Here is a 19,219-nt window from a genome sequence, read left to right as displayed (position 1 = left end):
GGTAGGTCAGAAGAAGACGCTGCGGCGTTGGACCAGGAGGGTGTAGAGGGTTTGCTGGATGGTTTCGCGGACCTGGTCGGTCACGTTGAAGACCAGCATGGGGTCGTCGGCGGCGCCGTCGGGGAACTCGTCGGTGCGGATCGGTTCGCCGAACTCGATCAGCCACTTGGACGGGAGGGGGATCAGGCCGAGGGGGCCGAGCAGGGGGAAGAAGGGGGTCACCGGGACGTAGGGGACGCCCATCAGGCGGGCCAGTGAGGAGAGGTTGCCGACGAGTGGGTAGATCTCCTCGGCGCCGACGATCGAGCAGGGCACGATCGGTACGCCGGTCCGCATCGCCGCGCTGACGAAGCCGCCGCGGCCGAACCGCTGCAGTTTGTAGCGCTCGCTGAACGGTTTGCCGAGTCCCTTGAAACCCTCGGGCCAGACGCCGACCAGGTTGCCCTGGCGGAGCAGGCGCTCGGCGTCGTCGTTGTTCGCCAGCGTCGCGCCGCCCTTGCGGGACCACTCACCGACGAACGGCGTCCGGAACACCAGGTCGGCGGCGAGCGTGCGCAGCGGCCGGTTGGTGTGGTCGGCGACGATCAGCTGGGTGATCAGGCCGTCGAGCGGCATCGTGCCCGAGTGGTTCGCGACGATCAGCGCGCTGCCGGTGTCCGGGATGTTCTCCACCCCGCGCACCTCGACCCGGAACCACTTCTCCGCGAGCGGCCGCAGCATCGGCAGCAGGATCTGGTCGGTCAGGTCGGAGTCGAAGCCGAACTCGTCGACCTCGTACTCCCCCGACAGCCGCCGGCGCAGGAACGCGAACCACTCCGCGATCCGCCGCTCACCGTCCGCCCCGAACATCTCCCGCACAACCTTCTCGAGCGCCGCAAAGTCCAGCCCGGCCAGCCCCGCAAGATCCGGTCCGCGCCCCTCGGCCCGCGTGCTGCTGCGGGTGGCGCTCTCCCCGGAGACACCGCCCCCGAGCTCGCTCCCCCGGGTGGTGCTGTCCTCGCCGCCTCCGGTGTTGCTTCCCTGGGCCGGGCTGCTCTCGGCATCGGCAGGCGGGGGCAACTCGGTCACCGTCTGATCGACGGCCTCGGCCTCGGCGGCTTTCGTCTTGCGTGGCTTCTTCGGCCGCGCGCCCGGGCCGGCGAGAGCGCGAGCAGCTGCGGACGGCGTCGTACGGCGGCCGCTGCCGCGCCCCGGGCGGCCACCGGAACCGATCGGGATCACGTCCGCGTCAGCCACGGAGTGCTCCGAGCCCGCTCGTCAGCAGCGACGCCACCTGACTGGCCGCGCCCGGGCCGAGCGAACGGCGGAACTCGGCGAACGCCTCAGCGGTCGTGTACTGCGGCTCGAACCCGAAGGTGCTCCGCATCCGCGTCGTGTCGACCACCCGGCCGTAGGTGAGGAAGGTGATCTGGTCCGGCGAGAAGTCCGCCAGCCGGGCACGCCGTACGGCGGCGGCTGAGGTGGCTGCGGTGAACGGAGGCAGCCGCAGCGTCGGCCGGCCGAGCCGCCGGATCGCCTGGGACAGCGCGAGCACGCCGTCACCGGCCAGGTTGAAGGTGCCGGGCAGATCGTTCACCGTGGCGTGGTGGATGGCCTCGACCCCGTCGTCCTCGTGCAGGAACTGCAGACGTGCGTCGTACCCGAAGATCGTCGGTACGACGGGGAGGCCGAAGTACCGGGTCATCGGGGAGTCGGTCTTGGGGCCGATCCAGTTCGCCATCCGGAGCGTGGTCACGCAGACATCGGGGCGGCGCCGGGCGAACCCGCGCACATATCCCTCGACCTCGACCGCGTCCTTGCTCAGACCGGTCTGATGGATCGCCCGCGGCGCCATCTCCTCGGTGAACATGGCGGGGTCGCGGGGACCCGCGCCGTACACAGTGGTCGACGACTTCACCACCAGCTTGGCCACGCCGGACGCCTTCTGGCACGCGGCCAGCAGCTGCATGGTGCCGATGACGTTGATCTCCTTCATCGACGACCGGCCGCCGGCACTCCCCGGGGTGGCCACCACGCCGGTGTGGACGACGGTGTCGACGCCCTCGGCAGCGATCACCTTCGCGATCACGGGGTTGCGGATATCAGCTCGCACGAACCGGACCCGGCCCAGCTCGGCCCGTGGCGGAACCACGTCGACGCCGAGCACCGTGCCGATCGACGGATCATCGGCCAGCCTGCGGGCACAACGAGCACCGGCGTCTCGCGAGACGCCGGTCACCATTACCACCTGTGCCACGAGAAGCCCCCAGCCAGACAGCAACAACCCCACTGAACGCCGCGCCACCCTCATCAACCGGGGCGCGGCGGACCCAACCTAGGGAGAAGGTGGGGCTACTTGCCGAGCTTGCGGCGCTGAACCCGCGTCTTCTTCAGCAGCTTGCGGTGCTTCTTCTTCGCCATACGCTTGCGGCGCTTCTTGATTACGGAACCCACAGTGGACCATCCAAACTCAAAGAGAACGTCGGCAAAGCTTACCCGTACGTATCGTCGTGGACCTAAAGCGGGCCTTGGGTAGGGTGGAGATCACGTCTGGGGAGGCTCTATGAACACTGTCACCAACGCCCGCTACGACGGTCTGGCCGACTGGTACGACGACCGGTTCGTGGTCGGCGCGGAGCCACATCAGCCAGGTCTGCTCGAGCTGCTCGGCGAGGGCTCCGGCCCGTGCCTGGACATCGGCTGCGGCACCGGCCGGAACTTCGAAACCATCCGCGCGAGCGGCCGCGAGGTCGTCGGCCTCGACTACTCGTCCGATCAACTCCGTCTGGCGCGCACCCGCACCGACGGCCCGCTGATGGTCGGTGACGCGGCCGCGCTGCCGTTTCCCGACGAGTCCTTCAGCACCGTGCTGGTGATGTGGATCTCCACCGACGTCGACGACTTCGGCGACGTCCTGCGCGAGGCCACTCGCGTCCTGCGGCCAGGTGGCGTCTTCATCGAGTACGGCGTGCACCCGTGCTTCAACGGGCCGCATGTCGTCTACAACGAGGAAGACGACAGCCGGACCGCACACACGACGTACCGGCAACCCGGCTGGCACCAGTCCGCGCCCTGGTGGGGCAAAGGTGGCATCCGCGAGCACATCGGCATGAACCACGTTCCCCTTGCCCAGTACCTCAACGCCTTCCTCACCACAGGCCTGACACTCGAGCGCTTCATCGAGCCCGAGGGCCCCGGCGTACCTCACGCGCTCGCCGTCCGCGCCCGGAAGCCCGTGGTCTAGAGGTAGTCGCTGATCGGACCGAGGGTCAGGAGGCCGGATTGGCCTCCTGCCTGTTCGGCTGCCGCAGGAGCCAGTACGGCGCGCGCTCGGGCGAGCGTCTGGTCGTCGCCGCGGGTGGTGGCGGCGCGAGCGATGAGCGTCCAGTGGAGTTCGAGGAAGAGGCCCGGGGGTGGGTCGGGCGCGTGGGAGTCGGGGTGGATGTAGGGAGCGTGTGGGCCGTAGTCGGCGTCGGGGACGGGCGTTCCGTGGCGGATGGCCTGGGCAGCCAGGGCCAGTGGGAGTAGGCCGGCGTCCAGGCCTGGCATAGCAGTGGCAGGGTGCTGGGCGGCGGCCTGCAGGTAAGCGGCCGGGGTGTCGGCGCGGAGGGCGTCGTACCACCGGGTGAAGACACCGACGAGTGGGGAGTCGTGCCGCGCCGCGAGGTCGTCGGCAGCGGCGGAATGGTTGTCAGCGGCAACATAATCCGCGACCGCGCAGGCAGACTGCAGACGAATCAGGTGCCCGAGGATCTCGTACGCCGGAAGTGCGTGGCGCGCGGCGAGAGCGATCAGCTCGGCCCCGATCCCGTCCCGAACCGCCGACTGGCCGGGCCGGCGGCAGGACTGGATGAAGACGCCGTTCAACGCGAAGGCAAGGACGGCCGGATCGTCCAGAGTCCGCGCGATCTGCTCGGCCTCCCGAGCCGCTTCCAAAGGCCGCGCAGCACTGGAACCCCTTGATTCCAAGGCGATTGTAGCCAGCAGCCGGGCCCGCATCGTCGGATGATCCTGGGTCGGAAGCACCCGCTCAGCAGCACGAACGATCGCCGCGGCCTGCGTCTCGTCGTCCGACCGCGTCCAGATCGCCGGTACGTCGTACGCCCCGATCACGCGCGCGACCAGATCAGCATCACCGAGCTCCTCGGCAGCGGTAATCGCGGCCAGCCGATGCCGCCGTACCTCGGCAAGCTCACCGGTCACCGCGAGACTGCGTAGCAACCCGACTGTTGATTCCAGCTGAGCCCGTGCACCCGCAGTCCGCTGATAGGCGGCCGCGGTCGCGGACCACACCGACGCCGGCTGCAGGTGCGCGGCCTGGTTGAGGATGTCCTCCTCGAGCCGCGCCAGCGCCGGTCCGGGGTCGATGCCCAGCTGTGCGACCAGCATGGCGCGGGCACGCCGCAGTACGGCGAGTGCGTCGCCCTGCCGACCGGATTGGTAGAGCGCGAGCGCCAGGAGCCGCCAGCCCTCCTCGCGCCACGGGTGGTCGGTCACGTGTGCGTCCAGCTCAGCTACGGCCTCCGCAGGTTGGCGCGTCGCCGCCAACCGTTCTACCGCCAGCAACCGCAGCTCGGTCAGCCGCGACCGCTCTCCCTGCGCCCACGGCTCATCGGCAAAGTCGGCGTACGCGGGACCGCGCCACAACCCCAGCGCGGTCTCGTACTCCCCCGCCTCAACAGCCGCCTCAAAACGCCAGGCGTCGACCGCATCGGTCCGCAGTGCGTACCCGGGCCCCTCGGTCACCAGCAACCGCGGCTTGCTCCGCGGCGCTCGGTCCGGCTCGAGAGAGCGGCGCAGTGCGGCCACAAACGTCCGTACGGCGCTCAGCGCACCATCCGGCGGATCCGGCCAGAGGTCGTCCACCAGCCGCGTCGCAGGCACCACTCGGCCACGCGCCACGATCAGCCGCGCCAGCACCGCCCGATGCCGCGGCCCCTTCAGCGCAACAAGCTGCCCTGCGTCGTCCCAGGCCACCACCGGCCCGAGCACCCCGAACTCCACCCGCTCACCGTAACGTGCTCATCCAGCGCTCATCCGCATCCGCAACCCTGGCCGGGTGAAGATCAACGGATTCGAGTACCACCAGCTCCCCGGCGCCGACGGCGTCACACTCAACGTCGCGGTCGGCGGTAGCGGTACGCCGATCGTCCTGCTGCACGGCTTCCCGCAGACGCACCTGATGTGGCGGCACGTGGCCACCAAGCTCGCCACCGAGCACACCGTCATCTGCCCCGACCTCCGCGGCTACGGCGCCAGCGACAAGCCGGCCGACGGCTACGCGAAACGCACCATGGCCGCTGACATCGTCGCCGTCGCCAAGGCCCTCGGACACGAGACGTTCGCGCTGGCCGGTCACGACCGTGGTGCCCTGGTCGCTTTCCGGGTTGCCCTCGACCACCCCGAGGTCGTCACCCACCTGCTGTCGCTCGACGTACTCCCGACCCTCGACATGTGGGATGTCTTGCACGGGACCACCGCAGCCGTCGGATTCCACCTCTACCTGATGGCCCAGCCGCCAGGCCTCGCGGAGACGCTGATCGCCGGCGCCCCCGACACCTTCTTCGGTCACTTCCTCGACATCTGGACCAAGGACCCGACCGCGATCCCGGCCGACGTCCGAACGGCGTACCTGGAGGCCTCCCGGGCCGCTATCCCGTCCATCGTCGCCGACTACCGCGCCTCCGCCACCGTCGACGTCACCCACGACACCGAAGACCTTGCTGCTGGCAACAAACTCCGGATGCCGGTGACCGTCATCCAGCAGGACTGGGGTTCCGCGCTCGGCTTCGACGCCGCCGCCCTCTGGCGCGCCTGGGCCCCCGACCTCACCCACCAAACCACCACCGCCGGCCACTTCCTCGCCGAAGAACGCCCCGAAGAAGTTGTCACCGCCCTCAAGGACCTGCTGGCCCGGTGACTCGCCTGATCGCCAGGGCCAGCAAGGCGAGCGCTCCGGCCCCGAAGAGCAGATTGCCGGCCAGGTCGATCCCGGGGTCGGTCAGCTCGGGCGGAGTCTCGGGGAACGCGTTCCAGACATACGTCAGCAGCGCTCCACCCGCTAGCGCCAACCGATGCACCGCGCTCCAGCCGGGACTCGCCGACCAGTACCGTACCGCCGCGATCACCACCGCGGCCAACACCAGATAGCCGCCGACGAGGATCCATCCCAGGTGGTCGTTCGAACCGCCCGTGACCAAGAACGCCGATCCGGCGACCAGCGAACTGGCCACCAGCGACACAGCACCCACCAACCAGGCGGACGGCGCGCGCCGCTGCTCGACCACCTGGGCCTCCAATCGATGCCCGACAGCGAAGGCCAGCACAACCACAACCAGTACGGCGATGCCAACCCCGGCGAACTGCGCATGCGAAGCCACGAACGGGTCATCCGCCAACGTGAACGCGGACATCACCCCGGCCCCGAGGACGAACAGCAGCCCCGTGATCACCAACCCGACGTTGCCCAACCAGGGCGTCGTACGCCGGTCTGGCGTCAGCGTCTCGACCAGCGCGATCGGCACCGCGATGCTCCACACCACATGCAGGAGCAGCACGAACACAGTCCACCACCCACCGAGCTCCACCCCCGCCAGATACGCAGGCTCATGCAGCGCCAGCCCGGCGTAGCCCGGATTGAACAGCGACTGAGTCGCCACCCCCTCCTCAACAAGCCCGTACGCGAGCGCGAGCAGCAGGATCGTCCACCACCCCCGCCCCATCCGCCTGACCACCTCACGAATCAGCAGCGCACCACCGCCGTACATCGGCGCCAGCACCACCGCCCCCACAATCCGGTCGATCGAGATGTACCCCGGCACGAACTCGGCCACCAAGGGCGTCAGCACAAACAGCCCCACCGCCGGAAGTAACCCTCTTCTGTGTCCCATAGACACAGTTTACACCGGACACAGATTCAGCCGGCAAGGAGGTGGGCGGTGGAGGTGGCTAGGGCGGCCAGGGCGTCGGGGAGGGGCGTGGTGGTCAGGTGGCCGTTGCGTTTGACGACCGTGCCGCCGACCAGGACTGTTTCCACGTTGCCGGGGTGGGCGGAGGTGACGATGGTGGCTACTGGGTCCTGGAGGCCGCCGGCGAGGTTGAGGTCGGTGGCGCGGAGCAGGACGAGGTCGGCTTGGTTGCCGATGGCAAGGGAACCGATGTCAGGGAGGTTGAGGGCCCGGGCGCCGGCAATCGTGGCCAACTGGAGGACTTCGGCGGCGGTGAAGGTGTCGTGACCCAGCGAGAGGATCTCGCGCATGACGCTGAACATGTCGCCGGCCGCTGAGGCCACGGTGTCGATGCCCAGGCTGACGGGGGCGCCGGCTGCCCGTAGCCGTCCGGCGATGGCTGGGCCGAGGCCGAGGCGCGCCTCGACGAGAGGGGTGACCGAGACGCTCGCGCCGGACTCCGCGATCAGCTTGAGCTCGGCGTCCGGCAGGCTGTTGCCGTGCACGTAGAGCGTGTTCGCCCGGGTCAGACCGGCTTCGCGGAGCAGGGCGATCGGGGTCGGGGCGAGTTCACTACTGCTGACGTGCACCACCACCGGAAGGCCGAGCTCGTCGGCCAGCGCCCAGTCGGCGCGGACAGTCTCGAGTGGCGCGTACGCCGGGCCGATCGCGGCGACCGCGAATCCGATCCGGTCCGAGGCTCGGTCCAGCAGGCGTCGCAGGCCGGCGCCGTCCACCGCGCCACCGCCGAGCGGTGACGGCCCGTACCCGAAGACCGCCCGGATCCCGCTCTGCTCCAGCGCCTGCACCGCCGCATCCGCATGCTCGGCCGAGCCCTGGACGTGCGAATAGTCCTGCACGGTCGTGATCCCGCCGTCCAGGCACTCCAGCGCGCCAACCAAGTTGCCAGCAGCAACATCTTCCGGCCGGAAGCGCATCCCGGCACCGGCGAGCACCCGCTCGAAGTACATCCCGAGGTCACCGTCGACCGCGATCCCCCGGAGCGCCGTCTGCCACACATGCCGGTGAGTGTCGACAAACCCGGGCAGCACGATCCGCCCGCGTGCGTCGATCACCTCGGATCCCTCGGTCGCCAGCCCCGGCCCGATCGCCGCGATCCGGCCGTCCTCGATCAGTACGTCGACCTCCCGGCGGACCGTCACCTCCGGCGCGGTGTCGATCACCAACCCACCCTGCAGCACTGTCCGCATGAAATCTCCTCACTAGAAAGCTTTACTGAAAGCTATCACCAAAGACATCTAGACTGTCAACCATGGCGACCGATCGGGTGGACGAGCTGCTCACGTCCTGGCAGCGCGAGCTGCCGGCCGTCCTCTATCCGACCAGCGAGCTGACCAAGCGGCTGATGGTGCTGGCCGGCGGTCTGAACGAGGCGACCCGGCAGGTGCTCCGCGAGCTCGGGCTGACCAGCGCGGAGTTCGACGTGATCGTCTCGCTGCGCCGCGGCGGAGCGCCGTACCGGCAGAAGCCGTCCGACCTCAGCCGTAACCTGCTGCTGTCCTCCGGCGGCACCAGCAACGTCGTCAACCAGCTCGTACGGCGCGGGCTCGTCGTCCGCGAGCCTGATCCGGACGACGGCCGGGGGACGCAGATCCGGCTGACCGAGGATGGTGTCCAGCTGGCCGAGGCGGCCGTCTCGGCCAGTGCCGCGGCCCATCACAAACTCTGGGACCACCTACCCGACGAGGTCGTCCAGCGCGCCGCAGCAGCCCTCCGTGAGCTGACATGACGAGGCGGCCGGTCCCCAAACAGGGATCCGGCCGCCTCTCTCGTGGTTATCCGGCCTGAAAGAAGGCGCCCTTGAGGTAGTCGTGCACGGCATCCTCAGACACCCGGAACGAACGACCTACCCGCACCGCGGGCAGCTCACCGGAGTGCACCAACCGGTACACCGTCATCTTGGACACGCGCATGGCCGTGGCAACCTCTGCCACGGTCAGGAACTTCACCTCTGCGAGCGGCTGCTCACCACCGGACTTCTTTGATGCCATTTGCGCACCGCACTTCCAGCACAGATCGTGCGCCGGCTTCCCCTCCGGCACCTCCGTCCGTGCATGTGACGAGGGTAGTGGCTGTTGGTGCGAATGGGAAAGAGGGGGACTCGTGTGACTCGATCCTGTGACGAAGTCAGTACGTCGGGTCAAGGCCCAGGTACGGAAAAGCGACGTCCCGGGTGGCCTTGATCGACCGGTCCAGCCAGGTGTCGGGGTTGTAGCCGGCCGACCAGTCGGCGTACTCGGGATCGCGGCCGTCGGTCATCCGCAGCGGCGCGACCCGGCCGAACCGGATCCGCACCTCCTCGCGCCACGCCTCCGGCACCAGGGTCTGCGGATCGATCGGCTTCCCCGCGACGATCGCCAGCAGGTGGCTCCAGGCGCGCGGGACGACGTCGATGATCGCGTAACCCCCGCCGCCGGTGGCCACCCACTTGCCGCCGGTGACCTCGTGGGCCAGGTCGTGCAGGGCCAGGTACGCCGCTCGCTGCCCATCGACCGTCTTGGTCAGATGAGCGAGCGGGTCCTCCACATGGGAATCGCATCCGTGTTGCGTGACCAGGATCGACGGCCGGAACGCACGAATCACATCCGGCACGATCGCGTGGAACGCCCGCAACCAGCCCGCATCCCCGGTCCCTGGCGGCAGCGGGATGTTGACCGCCGACCCCTGCGCGTCCGGTCCACCGATCTCGCCTGCACTGCCAGTCCCCGGGAAGAGCGTGGTCGGCGACTCGTGCAGGCTCACAGTCAGCACCCGGGGGTCGTTGTAGAAGACCTCCTGTACGCCGTCGCCGTGGTGCACGTCGACATCGACGTAAGCGACTCGCTCGGCGCCGTGGTCGAGCAGCCACTGGATGGCGATCGCCGGGTCGTTGTAGACGCAGAAGCCGCTGGCCCGGTTCGGCATCGCGTGGTGCAGCCCGCCGGCGATGTTCGCCGCGTGCAGCACCTCGCCCTCCCAGACCGACCGCGCAGCCTCGACACTGGCCCCGGCGATCTGCGCGCTGACGTCGTGCATCCCCGCGAAGTTGTAGGTGTCGTCCGACCCGAGACCGTGCTCGAGATCCGGTACGTCGGGATGTTCGCCGGCCCGTTTGACCGCCTCGACGTACTCCGCCGTGTGCACGGTCCGCAGCAGCTCGTCACTCGCCACCGGCGCGGGGACCACCGTCAACTGGTCCAGGATGCCGAGCTCCCGCGCCAGCCGGATGGTCAGTTGGACCCGGATCGGACTCATCGGATGCCCGCGCCCGAAGTCGTACTTCGTCAGCCCGTCCTCATAGACCAGTCTCGCCTCACCACTCATGGATCCGACCATAGCGGTCCACCAGATGTTCAGGGTCCGTCGAAAGGTTTGCCGGTGTTCGCGCAGCGGCTCACGATCGAGGCGCCACCTCCGGCCCGCCCACCTCGAGGAGAAACCTCATGCGTGCGATCTATCGCGCACTGCCCGCCCTGCTCGGCACCGCGGCCCTGATCGGCAGCGCCGTCACCGCCGCCACCGTCACCAGCTCCACGAACGCACCTGCTGCCGACGGCCCCGCCGTACCGATCGAGCGGGCGACCCCGACCAAGCTCATGCCGATCGGCGACTCGAACACGGGCAGCTCCACCGGCAGCGGGGCTGGGTCGTACCGCGCCGACCTGTGGCAACTGCTCAGGGCGGACGGGCGGCCGGTCGACTTCGTCGGCTCGGGTGCCGCCGGCCCGGCGAACCTGATGGACCCCGACCACGAGGGCCACGGCGGCTGGACGATCAGCCAGATCCAGGCCAACGTCGTCGGCTGGCTGAACACCTACCGGCCGGACGTGATCACACTCCAGATCGGCACCAACGACATGTACGACGACGCGTCGGCCGGCGCCGCGCCCGGCAGACTGTCGGCCCTGATCGACAGCATCACCACGACGCTGCCGGACGTGAAGGTCTTCGTGACCACGATCCCGCAGCTCCAGGACCCCAACCACCACAGCCGGGTCGCCGCCTTCAACTACACGATTCCCGGGATCGTCGCGGCGAAGGTTGCCGCCGGCAAGAGTGTGACCGCCCTGGACGCGAACGCGACGCTGTTCCAGCCCTACGACTTCGTCGACATGTGGCACCCGAACTACGGCGCCGCGTCGAAGGCCGCGGTTCGCTGGTACGCCGCGCTGACCGGGCAGCAGGTGACCCGGCTGGAAGCCGAGCAGTCGGCCAACGCGTCGATCAGCGGCGCGCCGACCCGGCGAACCCAGATCGTGTCGGCCTCCGGCGGCGCCAAGATCGGCTACATCGACCTGGAGACCAGCTTCGTCAAGTTCACCTTCGAGGTCGGTGCCGCGGGCCACTACCGGATCCGGGCCCGCGGCGCGAACGGGATGAACGCCGTCTGTACGCACAAGGTCAGCGCGAACGGCGGCCCGCAGGCGATCGTCAGCTACCCGTCGTACGGCTGGGACCTGCTCGGCGTCTCGAAGGTCGACCTGCCGCTGAACGCGGGCAAGAACACGGTCACCTTCATGAAGGGTGACTGCTACACCGAGCTGGACGCGATCGACATCAGCCTGGTGCCGACCGCCTAGAGAGTCTGGGACATCAGCGTGAGCGGGCGCGTCGGGTCGTAGAACGTCTCGACGCGTCCGGTCGGCTCGAACCCGGCCCGGCGGTAGAACGCGGCCGCTCGCGGGGCGGCGTCGTACACCCAGAGCAGCAGCCGCTTGTACTGCTGCTCCCGGGACCACGCGAGCAACTCGGTGGTCAGGGCGTCGGCGACCCGCTGACCGCGGAACTCCGGGTCGACCCACATCGACAGCATCAGCGCGGCGTCGGGATCCCGCTCGTCCGGTCCGGCCGGGACGCCGAGGACCATCCCAGCGGACTTCCCGTCGGACTCGGCCACCAGCGCAACCTTGTCGGCCGCCCCGATCCGGGCGCGCCAATCGGCCTCGGTCAGCCCGACCGATTCACCGTACGTCTGGTAGTACGACTCCGGAGCGTCCAGCAGGGAGCGGAGGCGGACCTCGCGCAGAATCCCCCAGTCGTCCTCGGCCAGTCGCCGTACCAGCACCGTCATGACCTCATCCTGACAAACCCGAGTCGGCGGGCGGCGCAACACCCCTCCCAGGCTGCGCCGGCCCGCCCGAGCGCTGGGTCAGCAGCGGGTCCAACGTCCGGTTCATCGGTGCCGGACTGCAAAGCGTTACAGATTTTGCGGAAGAAGTGCAGACCGATCGCCCACAGTGAGCTAATCTGAGGCTGTGAACACGAATCTTCAGCTGTGGTGGGCCGTCTAGGGCGGTCACCCGGCGTTCACACGCATCCACGAGGCCGTCTCGCCGAGACGGCCTTTTTTTGTGCCCTCGGTGGGGCTCTCGCCACTCACCTCACCGAAAGGTCATGACATGACTTCGCTCTCCGGCATCACCCCGTCCGGCCGGCTGACCCTGGGCAACCACCTCGGCGCCCTGCGGCGGTTCACCGACCCCGACGGATTCTTCTTCGTCGCGAACCTGCACGCGATGACCACCAAACACGATCCACGGCGGCTCGCCACGCTCACCCGGGAGTGCGCGACGCTGATGCTCGCCGCCGGGATCCCGCCCGGTGCGGTCTTCGTCCAGTCCGACGTCTCGACGCACGCCCAGCTCGCGTACCTGCTCGAATGCACCTCGTACGTCGGCGAGCTGTCCCGGATGATCCAGTACAAACAGAAGGGCGGCCGGCCGATGACCCGGGCGTCGCTGTTCACGTACCCGTGCCTGATGGCGGCGGACATCCTCCTGTACGGCGCCCAGCGGGTCCCGGTCGGCGGCGATCAGGATCAGCACGTCGAGCTGGCCCGGGACATCGCGATCCGGTTCAACCGCGAGTACGGCGAGACGTTCGTCGTACCGGAGTTGCACAAGGCGGCGCTGGCCACGCGGATCAAGGACCTGGCCAACCCGACCGCCAAGATGAGCAAGTCCGACTCCGACGACGCGGTCGGGACGATCCGGCTGCTCGACCCGCCGGACGTCATCCGGCGGCAGGTGATGCGGGCCGTCACGGACTCCGAGAACGAGGTCCGCCACGACGAGTCCGCGAAGCCCGGGGTGACCAACCTGCTGGAGATCCTGGCCGCTTGTACGGACGGCGATCCGGTCGCGTTGGCAGCAGCGTACTCGTCGTACGGCGACCTCAAGCAGGAGGTGGCGGACGCCGTACTGGCCGTCATCGAGCCGCTGCAGAAGGAGTACGCCCGGCTGGCGACCGATCCTGGGGCGATCGACGCACTGCTGGCGCAAGGTCGGGATCGGGCCCTCGAAGCGAGCACTCCGCGACTCCGGGCGGCGACCATTGCGATGGGTTTGGCAGGATCGTTGCCATGAAGATCCGCGCCGCCACCTTCAACCTCCGCAACTCCTCCGCCCCGGACGGCGAGAACGCCTGGCCGCTCCGGCGGGAGGCGGCGGTGGCGGCGATCGAGCTCCTCGAGGCCGATGTGGTCGGGTTGCAGGAGGTGCTGCCCGACCAGCTCGACTACCTGCGGTTCCGGTTCCCGAAGTACGAGATCGTCGGCGCCGGGCGGGACGACGGGATGAGTGCCGGTGAGCATTCGTCCGTGCTGGTCCGGCCCGGTGACTGGCGGATCGAGCGGTCCGAGACCCGCTGGCTGTCCGACGACCCCGGTACGCCGGGATCGGTCGGCTGGGACGCGCATCTGACCCGGGTGGCGACGCTCGTGTGGCTGCGGCACCGCAGTGGTACGACGATCGGCGTGCTGAACACGCATTACGACCATGCGGGCGAGGTCGCGCAGCTGCAGTCGTCGCGCCTGGTCGCGAAGTGGACCACCGGCGACCTGCCGTGGATCGTGATGGGCGACCTGAACGCGACCCCGGACTCCCCGCCACTGAAGGCGCTGACGGACGCCGGACTGCGGTACGCCGTACCTGCCGATGCCGGTGGTAGCTGGCACGACTTCACCGGCGCCGAGGACGATGAACGGATCGACCACATCCTGATCAGCCCGGCCTGGACCGTGACCGAGGCAGCCGTCTCGCACTTCCGTCCGGGCGGACGGCTGCCCAGCGATCACTGGCCCGTGATGGCCACGCTGTCTCTCTAGATCTTGTTGAAGACCTCTTCGCGGAGGCGTTCGAGGGTTTCGAAGCGCTTGGCGCCGGAACCGAACCAGTGGTCCGGGACGAGCACCTCATCGATGCCCGCGTCGGGGTATTGGGCGACGACGTCGAGGACCTCCTGGGCGGAGCCCATGATCACGTGCAGCCCGCGGGACTCGAAGTTCTCCTTGCGCGCGACCGCGTCGGTGTCGCCGGGGGCGATCACCTCGAGGAAGGTCTGGGCGGAGCGGCGTACCGTCTTCGGGTCGCGGCCGTTCCGCTCACAGTGCTCGGCGAACACTTTGCCCTTGTGGGCAGCGAGTTCGGGGCGGCCCCAGTGGTTCCACTCATCGGCGTACTTAGCAACGATGCCCAGGGCAACCTTCTCACCGGCGGCACCGATCAGCACCGGCAGCTTGGCCGGCTTCGGCTCGAGCGGGGCGCCTTTGAGTTGGTAGTACTTGCCGTCGAAGGTCGCCCGGTCCTCGGTGAGCAGGGCCTTCAGGACCTGGCAGGCCTCCTCGAAGCGGGCCAGCAACTCCTTGGTCGGCGGCATCTCGATGCCGTAGACCTCGTGCTCGTTCACCTGCCAGCCGGCGCCGATGCCGTACACGAACCGGCCGTTGCTCATCTGGTCGATGGTCGCGGCCGCGTTCGCCGCCACGGCCGGATGCCGGTAGGTGTTGCCGAGCACCATCGACCCGATCCGCACCCGCTCGGTGCGGACCGCGAGACCGGCCAGCAGCGCGAAGGCCTCGTTCACCGGCACCGACAGGTCGTTGTCGTTCTTCATGAAGTGGTCGGCGATCCAGACGCCGTACCAGCCGGTGCGTTCGGCGTACTCCGCACCTTCGAGTACGTCGGTCCAGGTCCGGCCGGCGTTCGGCCACAGAGAAAAGTCCATGGCTTCGACCCTATGCCGCGTGTCAGACCAGGTGCCAGCGCATCAGGAAGGAACCGAAGGACAGCACCAGGTAGAGCAGGACGAGCAGGGCGCCGATGCCGGGACGCGGGGTCGCGCGGCGGGTCGGGCGGCCGGCGGCCTGGATGCGCAGGGCCTCCATCACCGCGGCGACCTCGGCGGTGCGGCCGACGGGGATGCCGTTGATCTCGTTCTCGTCCTTGCCACGGGTCAGCACGACGTTGTCGTCGCCGACCTCGATCTTGTCCACGTCCTGCCAGCGCAGGCTGCGGATCAGCATGCTCGTGCGGGCCTTGAGAGCGGTCGGCGTCAGCATCACCCGGTACAGCACGACGCCGCCGGCGACCCGGACCACCGAGGCGCCGATGACGGTCAGCAGGAAGACCGCGAGGATGTCGCGGGCGCCCATCCAGAGCCACGAGTTCAGCGCCGGTACGGCGATGAACGGCGCGATGAACAACGCCCAGGCCCACCACGGCGCGGGATCCAGCGGGACCCGCCACGGCAAGGCCGGCAGCTGGGCCACCGGCTCCGGAGCAGGGCTCAGCTGCTCGGGGCTCTGCTGCTCCGAACGATTACCCATGAGCGTCAGCGTAACGCCAGCCTCACCAGAGGTGTTATTCGGCGGCGAGATCCCGCGAGCGGTTGCGGGCCGCCTCGATCGCGGACAGGAACGCGGCCCGGACCTTGTGGTCCTCCAGCTCCCGTACGGCTGCGGCCGTCGTACCGCCCGGTGACGTCACGCGCTCGCGCAGCACGGTCGGGTGCTCACCGGTCTCCCGCAGCAGCTTCGCTGAACCGAAGAGGGTCTGGACGACGAGGTCGGTCGCCGTGGTGCGCGGCAGCCCCATGTGGACACCGGCCTCGATCATCGACTCGACCACGAAGAAGATGTACGCCGGACCGGACCCGGAGATCGCGGTCACCGCATCCTGCTGTTTCTCCGGCACCCGGATCACCCGGCCGGTCGCGGACAGCAGACCCTCGGCCAACGCGAGGTGGCTCTCGTCGCAGTGCGCACCGCGGGAGATCGCCGCCATGCCTTCGTCGACCAGGGCCGGCGTGTTCGGCATGACCCGGACAACCGCGACACCTTCGGGCAGCCGCGACTCGATGAAGCTCGTGGAGATGCCCGCGGCCAGCGAGACCACGGTCTGCTCCGGGCGCACCACCGACGCGATCTCGCCCAGCAACTCCGGCATGTCCTGCGGCTTCACGACCAGCACCAGGGTGTCGGCCTTCGCCGCGGCATCCAGGTTGGACACGACATCGACGCCGTACCGCTCGCGCAGCTCGGCAGCACGCTCGGCCCGCCGCTCAGTGATCAGCAACTGCTCCGGTCGTCGCCCGGCCCGGATCAGCCCCGACAACAACGTCTCGCCCATCACACCGGCCCCGAGAATGGCCACCTGGTCAGTCATGACCACACAGTACTGACGATCCGCCACGCACTCCGATCATTTGTCCACGAACAGGACATAGGATGTCCTATCCGTCCCTCCGCCCCGTAAGGAACCGCCCATGCGACTTCGCCGTACCCTCACCGCTGTTGCCGCCGCGCTACTGCTGCTCGGCAGCAACGTCAGTCCGGCCGCCGCCGCGGACCCGCCGTGGTTGCACCCGGACAAGGCCACGAGGGCGGCCGGCCCGCCCAACTACGACACCTGCCGGTTCGCCGGGACAAACGTCGGCTCCGCCTGCTTCCAGTGGGTTGGCGACGTCCAGTGGGTCTCCGACGGCTGGACCAACGACTGGGCAGCCGTGGTCCACGTGCAGACCAACTACGGCAAGGACCGGTACTGCCAGGCCCTGCCGTCGGCGCAGGGCTGGGGAACCTGCAACTACAACCACGAAGAAGGCAAGTGCGTACGGTTCCGGCTGTACGAGCTGAAGGACGGCGTGGTCCGCAACATGAGTGACTACAGCCGGTGGTACGGCACCGAGTACGGGTCGCCGTGCTGATGCCTACTTCTTGCTGATCAGGGAGCGGGCGAAGAACTGGAGGTTGGCCGGGCGCTCGGCCAGGCGGCGAACCAGGTAGCCGTACCAGTCCTCGCCGTACGGGATGTAGACCCGCATGGTGTGGCCGAGGCCGGCCAGCCGGAGCTGCTCCTCGGGGCGGATGCCGAAGAGCATCTGGTACTCGAAGCTGCCCGGCTGGCGGTTCGCGCGGTCGGCGAGTGAGCCGGCGATGGCGATCAGCCGCGGGTCGTGCGAGGCGATCATCGGGTAGCCGGCGCCGTTCATCAGGATCTTCAGCGCCCGGACGTATGCCTTGTCGACCTGGCGCTTGTCCTGGAAGGCGACCGACTCGGGCTCCTTGTAGGCACCCTTGCAGAGGCGGACCCGGGAACCGGCGTGCGCGAGGTCGCGGCAGTCGCCCTCGGTCCGGCGCAGGTAGGCCTGCAGCACCGCACCGGTCTCCGGGAAGTCCTGGCGCAGCTCGCGCAGGATGCCCAGGGTGGAGTCGGTGGTGGTGTGGTCCTCCATGTCGAGGGTGACCGTCGTACCGGCGTTGCGGGCGGCGTGGCAGATCGTCCGGGCGTTCTCCAGGGCGATCTTCTCGCCGTCACCGGGCAGCGCCTGGCCGACGGCGGACAGCTTGACCGACACCTCGGCGTTCTTGGTCAGGCCGGCTTCGGAGAGCTTGCGGAGCAGCTCGAGGTAGGCGTCCACGGTCGCGGTCGCCGCGGACAGGTCGGTGACGTCCTCACCGAGGTGGTCCAGGGTGACGTTCAGGCCGTTGCTGACCAGCTTCTCGGTGGCCAGCACGGCCTCCGGAGCGGTCTCGCCGGCCACGAACCGGGCCACGATGCCACTGGAGACCGGCATGGCCGAGACGGCCTTCTTGATCTGGGGGCTGCGGGACATGCCCAGCAGGACTCGCCGAAGCACTTCTGTTCTCCTCCTCAAGCCACCCGGCCCCGTATGCCAGTGGTGTCTGCAGGTTACGCGCCTGAACCAGGCGCCCCATAATCCTGTGGCCGGGACCACACCAGTCGCGTACTGGTTTGATTACGGACGGTATCCGCACCTCTGGCGAGGGAAGATGGGACGTATGCCCATCTTCAAGCGTCGCAAGGCGGCCGTCGTGGAGGCCGACCCGATCGGCGCGTTCTGGACCTGGTGGACCTCGGCCGGCGCGACGCTCGTCGCCGAAGCGATCGCCCGGAAGGAACCCGCCGCGATCGGCGCGACCCTGAGCGAGTGGGTGAACCGCGTCCACCCCGAGCTCGACTGGGAGCTGGGACCCGGCCTGCACGCCCAGCACGCCCTCATCGTCACCGCCGCCGGGAACCCGAGCCGCCGCGCGACCGCCCGCCGCTGGCTCCGCTCGGCGCCGGTTTCCGACGAGTTGTGGGAGTACGCCGATCTGCGGCGACCGGGGCCGATCAGCACGATCCAGTTCGAGGGACTGCCTGCCGTACCGATCGAGCAAGCCGTTGTCGAGGTCGATCCGGACGCCTCCGCGATCCACGTCGGCGTGTTTCATCCGGCGTTCCCCGATCTGCCGGCCGAGGTGCGGCAGCGGGTCACCTTCCTGATCCTCGACCTCGTCCTCGGTGAGGAGATGGTCGAGACCTGGATCGGCGCCATCGACACCCTCGACCGCCCACCCGTCGACGCCCGGCCGATCAACACCCTGCTGCCCGCCGTCGCGGGCTTCGCGGCCGAACACACCCTCGAGGACGGCAGCCCCGCCTGGAAGATGCTCGAGGGAACCCGCAACGGCCAACGCCTGATCGCGACCGCCGAATACCCCCTGCGCTCCATCCGCCGCCCGCACCTCGACACCCACGTCGAGATCTCCGTCGGCTACCCCGTGGTCCGCGACGACGGCCTCCCCGAGTCCGACATGCTCGACGAACTCCGCGCCTTCGAGGACCACCTCACCGCCCGCCTCGGCGGCTCCGGCAACCTCCTCGCCCACGAAACCTCCGCCGGCACCCGCCTCCTGCACTACTACACCGACGGCACCACCCCCGCCGCCGCCCAGCTCCAAGCCGCCACCCCCGGCTGGACCCACGGCAAAGTAGCCGTCACGACCACCCAAGACCCAGCCTGGGACAACGTCTCCCACCTCTCGGGCTAGTCCCCCCTCTCACACGACTGGGATGGAGTGAGTGGGAGTCGCGCCCGAGGCTCGTGCCCGTGGGCTGAGGCGGTCGCACGCCGGGCTGACGTGGTTGTGCGGCGCGGTGCTGCGGGCGGCCGCTCGCCAACTGCAGTTGTCGTGGATGCGGACCCCAGGGCCATTGCAATTGCTTGTT

General features: G+C 69.0%; 21 protein-coding genes. 8 read left to right on the top strand and 13 right to left on the bottom strand.

Annotated features, from left to right (window positions below; all coding sequences use genetic code 11):
* Positions 1 to 6 precede the first annotated feature (6 nt).
* From ACFCV3_RS15600 to ACFCV3_RS15590, 3 genes are all read right to left on the bottom strand, one after another.
* Positions 7 to 1,236, bottom strand: coding sequence for a lysophospholipid acyltransferase family protein (locus ACFCV3_RS15600; RefSeq protein ID WP_376030625.1), 1,230 nt, complete (start codon positions 1,234 to 1,236; stop codon positions 7 to 9).
* Complete coding sequence (locus ACFCV3_RS15595; protein WP_376030623.1) at positions 1,229 to 2,236, bottom strand: NAD-dependent epimerase/dehydratase family protein; 1,008 nt, start codon at positions 2,234 to 2,236, stop codon at positions 1,229 to 1,231. The genes ACFCV3_RS15600 and ACFCV3_RS15595 overlap by 8 nt, the downstream gene beginning before the upstream one ends.
* 95 nt (positions 2,237 to 2,331) lie before the next feature.
* Positions 2,332 to 2,433 carry a 30S ribosomal protein bS22 gene (locus tag ACFCV3_RS15590; RefSeq protein WP_008356322.1) on the bottom strand — a complete coding sequence of 34 codons (102 nt, stop codon included), beginning with the start codon at positions 2,431 to 2,433 and terminating at the stop codon, positions 2,332 to 2,334.
* A 109-nt stretch (positions 2,434 to 2,542) separates the two neighbouring features.
* Here ACFCV3_RS15590 and ACFCV3_RS15585 point away from each other — a divergent pair, with 109 nt between their 5' ends.
* Complete coding sequence (locus ACFCV3_RS15585) at positions 2,543 to 3,223, top strand: class I SAM-dependent methyltransferase (protein WP_376030619.1); 681 nt, start codon at positions 2,543 to 2,545, stop codon at positions 3,221 to 3,223.
* Here the strand turns inward: ACFCV3_RS15585 and ACFCV3_RS15580 are convergent.
* A complete protein-coding gene (locus ACFCV3_RS15580; protein WP_376030617.1) occupies positions 3,220 to 4,983 on the bottom strand; it encodes a BTAD domain-containing putative transcriptional regulator in 1,764 nt (587 codons plus the stop codon). The two genes, ACFCV3_RS15585 and ACFCV3_RS15580, sit on opposite strands and share 4 nt — an antisense overlap.
* A 55-nt stretch (positions 4,984 to 5,038) precedes the next feature.
* Here ACFCV3_RS15580 and ACFCV3_RS15575 point away from each other — a divergent pair, with 55 nt between their 5' ends.
* The gene (locus ACFCV3_RS15575; RefSeq protein ID WP_376030615.1) at positions 5,039 to 5,899 is read left to right on the top strand and encodes an alpha/beta hydrolase; all 861 of its coding nucleotides are present in this window, start codon (positions 5,039 to 5,041) and stop codon (positions 5,897 to 5,899) included.
* Here ACFCV3_RS15575 and ACFCV3_RS15570 read toward each other — a convergent pair.
* Positions 5,877 to 6,869 (bottom strand): hypothetical protein, encoded by a 993-nt coding sequence (locus tag ACFCV3_RS15570; RefSeq protein ID WP_376030613.1) that lies wholly within the window; start codon positions 6,867 to 6,869, stop codon positions 5,877 to 5,879. The genes ACFCV3_RS15575 and ACFCV3_RS15570 overlap by 23 nt on opposite strands.
* Before the next feature lie 26 nt (positions 6,870 to 6,895).
* Positions 6,896 to 8,137 (bottom strand): amidohydrolase family protein, encoded by a 1,242-nt coding sequence (locus tag ACFCV3_RS15565; RefSeq protein WP_376030611.1) that lies wholly within the window; start codon positions 8,135 to 8,137, stop codon positions 6,896 to 6,898.
* 62 nt (positions 8,138 to 8,199) lie between these two features.
* On the opposite strand from ACFCV3_RS15565, the gene ACFCV3_RS15560 reads away from it, so the two are divergent.
* A complete protein-coding gene (locus ACFCV3_RS15560; protein ID WP_376030610.1) occupies positions 8,200 to 8,676 on the top strand; it encodes a MarR family winged helix-turn-helix transcriptional regulator in 477 nt (158 codons plus the stop codon).
* 46 nt (positions 8,677 to 8,722) lie between these two features.
* Here the strand turns inward: ACFCV3_RS15560 and ACFCV3_RS15555 are convergent, their stop codons facing one another.
* Positions 8,723 to 8,938 carry a helix-turn-helix domain-containing protein gene (locus ACFCV3_RS15555; protein ID WP_012923942.1) on the bottom strand — a complete coding sequence of 72 codons (216 nt, stop codon included), beginning with the start codon at positions 8,936 to 8,938 and terminating at the stop codon, positions 8,723 to 8,725.
* A 136-nt stretch (positions 8,939 to 9,074) separates the two neighbouring features.
* Entirely contained in the window at positions 9,075 to 10,250 is a 1,176-nt protein-coding gene (locus tag ACFCV3_RS15550; protein ID WP_376030607.1) for an acetoin utilization protein AcuC, read from the bottom strand.
* A gap of 119 nt (positions 10,251 to 10,369) precedes the next feature.
* Here ACFCV3_RS15550 and ACFCV3_RS15545 point away from each other — a divergent pair, with 119 nt between their 5' ends.
* Positions 10,370 to 11,506, top strand: coding sequence for a GDSL-type esterase/lipase family protein (locus tag ACFCV3_RS15545; protein ID WP_376030605.1), 1,137 nt, complete (start codon positions 10,370 to 10,372; stop codon positions 11,504 to 11,506).
* On the opposite strand, the gene ACFCV3_RS15540 is transcribed toward ACFCV3_RS15545, so the two are convergent.
* A complete protein-coding gene (locus ACFCV3_RS15540; RefSeq protein WP_376030603.1) occupies positions 11,503 to 11,997 on the bottom strand; it encodes a GNAT family N-acetyltransferase in 495 nt (164 codons plus the stop codon). The two genes, ACFCV3_RS15545 and ACFCV3_RS15540, sit on opposite strands and share 4 nt — an antisense overlap.
* Before the next feature lie 328 nt (positions 11,998 to 12,325).
* On the opposite strand from ACFCV3_RS15540, the gene trpS reads away from it, so the two are divergent.
* Complete coding sequence (gene trpS / locus ACFCV3_RS15535; protein WP_376030601.1) at positions 12,326 to 13,291, top strand: tryptophan--tRNA ligase; 966 nt, start codon at positions 12,326 to 12,328, stop codon at positions 13,289 to 13,291.
* Entirely contained in the window at positions 13,288 to 14,031 is a 744-nt protein-coding gene (locus ACFCV3_RS15530) for an endonuclease/exonuclease/phosphatase family protein (RefSeq protein WP_376030599.1), read from the top strand. The genes trpS and ACFCV3_RS15530 overlap by 4 nt, the downstream gene beginning before the upstream one ends.
* Here ACFCV3_RS15530 and ACFCV3_RS15525 read toward each other — a convergent pair.
* Genes ACFCV3_RS15525 through proC form a run of 3 tightly spaced genes read right to left on the bottom strand, consistent with a single transcriptional unit; the run spans position 14,028 to position 16,369 of the window.
* The gene (locus tag ACFCV3_RS15525) at positions 14,028 to 14,930 is read right to left on the bottom strand and encodes a TIGR03560 family F420-dependent LLM class oxidoreductase (protein ID WP_376030598.1); all 903 of its coding nucleotides are present in this window, start codon (positions 14,928 to 14,930) and stop codon (positions 14,028 to 14,030) included. The genes ACFCV3_RS15530 and ACFCV3_RS15525 overlap by 4 nt on opposite strands.
* A gap of 22 nt (positions 14,931 to 14,952) precedes the next feature.
* Entirely contained in the window at positions 14,953 to 15,531 is a 579-nt protein-coding gene (locus tag ACFCV3_RS15520) for a hypothetical protein (RefSeq protein ID WP_376030596.1), read from the bottom strand.
* Between the two features lie 34 nt (positions 15,532 to 15,565).
* Positions 15,566 to 16,369 (bottom strand): pyrroline-5-carboxylate reductase, encoded by an 804-nt coding sequence (proC, locus tag ACFCV3_RS15515; protein ID WP_376030594.1) that lies wholly within the window; start codon positions 16,367 to 16,369, stop codon positions 15,566 to 15,568.
* Between the two features lie 100 nt (positions 16,370 to 16,469).
* On the opposite strand from proC, the gene ACFCV3_RS15510 reads away from it, so the two are divergent.
* Entirely contained in the window at positions 16,470 to 16,910 is a 441-nt protein-coding gene (locus ACFCV3_RS15510) for a hypothetical protein (protein ID WP_376030592.1), read from the top strand.
* 3 nt (positions 16,911 to 16,913) lie between these two features.
* Here the strand turns inward: ACFCV3_RS15510 and ACFCV3_RS15505 are convergent, their stop codons facing one another.
* Positions 16,914 to 17,843, bottom strand: a complete 930-nt coding sequence (locus tag ACFCV3_RS15505; protein WP_376030591.1) for a proline dehydrogenase family protein — start codon at positions 17,841 to 17,843, stop codon at positions 16,914 to 16,916.
* Positions 17,844 to 18,006: 163 nt separating this feature from the next.
* On the opposite strand from ACFCV3_RS15505, the gene ACFCV3_RS15500 reads away from it, so the two are divergent.
* Positions 18,007 to 19,041 carry a DUF695 domain-containing protein gene (locus ACFCV3_RS15500; RefSeq protein WP_376030589.1) on the top strand — a complete coding sequence of 345 codons (1,035 nt, stop codon included), beginning with the start codon at positions 18,007 to 18,009 and terminating at the stop codon, positions 19,039 to 19,041.
* Positions 19,042 to 19,219: the final 178 nt, after the last annotated feature.

The sequence above is a fragment of the Kribbella sp. NPDC056345 genome (assembly GCF_042262745.1).
Taxonomy (GTDB): domain Bacteria; phylum Actinomycetota; class Actinomycetes; order Propionibacteriales; family Kribbellaceae; genus Kribbella.
This window is presented reverse-complemented; position numbering and strand designations above follow the sequence as displayed.

Bases quoted from the DNA above. Each gene is read 5' to 3' on its own strand.
- ACFCV3_RS15550 (WP_376030607.1), bottom strand. From the start codon at position 10,250: ATGAGTGGTGAGGCGAGACTGGTCTATGAGGACGGGCTGACGAAGTAC.
- ACFCV3_RS15585 (WP_376030619.1), top strand. From the start codon at position 2,543: ATGAACACTGTCACCAACGCCCGCTACGACGGTCTGGCCGACTGGTAC.
- ACFCV3_RS15540 (WP_376030603.1), bottom strand. From the start codon at position 11,997: ATGACGGTGCTGGTACGGCGACTGGCCGAGGACGACTGGGGGATTCTG.
- ACFCV3_RS15565 (WP_376030611.1), bottom strand. From the start codon at position 8,137: ATGCGGACAGTGCTGCAGGGTGGGTTGGTGATCGACACCGCGCCGGAG.
- ACFCV3_RS15560 (WP_376030610.1), top strand. From the start codon at position 8,200: ATGGCGACCGATCGGGTGGACGAGCTGCTCACGTCCTGGCAGCGCGAG.
- ACFCV3_RS15525 (WP_376030598.1), bottom strand. From the start codon at position 14,930: ATGGACTTTTCTCTGTGGCCGAACGCCGGCCGGACCTGGACCGACGTA.
- ACFCV3_RS15530 (WP_376030599.1), top strand. From the start codon at position 13,288: ATGAAGATCCGCGCCGCCACCTTCAACCTCCGCAACTCCTCCGCCCCG.
- ACFCV3_RS15500 (WP_376030589.1), top strand. From the start codon at position 18,007: ATGCCCATCTTCAAGCGTCGCAAGGCGGCCGTCGTGGAGGCCGACCCG.
- ACFCV3_RS15545 (WP_376030605.1), top strand. From the start codon at position 10,370: ATGCGTGCGATCTATCGCGCACTGCCCGCCCTGCTCGGCACCGCGGCC.
- trpS (WP_376030601.1), top strand. From the start codon at position 12,326: ATGACTTCGCTCTCCGGCATCACCCCGTCCGGCCGGCTGACCCTGGGC.
- ACFCV3_RS15570 (WP_376030613.1), bottom strand. From the start codon at position 6,869: ATGGGACACAGAAGAGGGTTACTTCCGGCGGTGGGGCTGTTTGTGCTG.
- proC (WP_376030594.1), bottom strand. From the start codon at position 16,369: ATGACTGACCAGGTGGCCATTCTCGGGGCCGGTGTGATGGGCGAGACG.
- ACFCV3_RS15520 (WP_376030596.1), bottom strand. From the start codon at position 15,531: ATGGGTAATCGTTCGGAGCAGCAGAGCCCCGAGCAGCTGAGCCCTGCT.
- ACFCV3_RS15555 (WP_012923942.1), bottom strand. From the start codon at position 8,938: ATGGCATCAAAGAAGTCCGGTGGTGAGCAGCCGCTCGCAGAGGTGAAG.
- ACFCV3_RS15510 (WP_376030592.1), top strand. From the start codon at position 16,470: ATGCGACTTCGCCGTACCCTCACCGCTGTTGCCGCCGCGCTACTGCTG.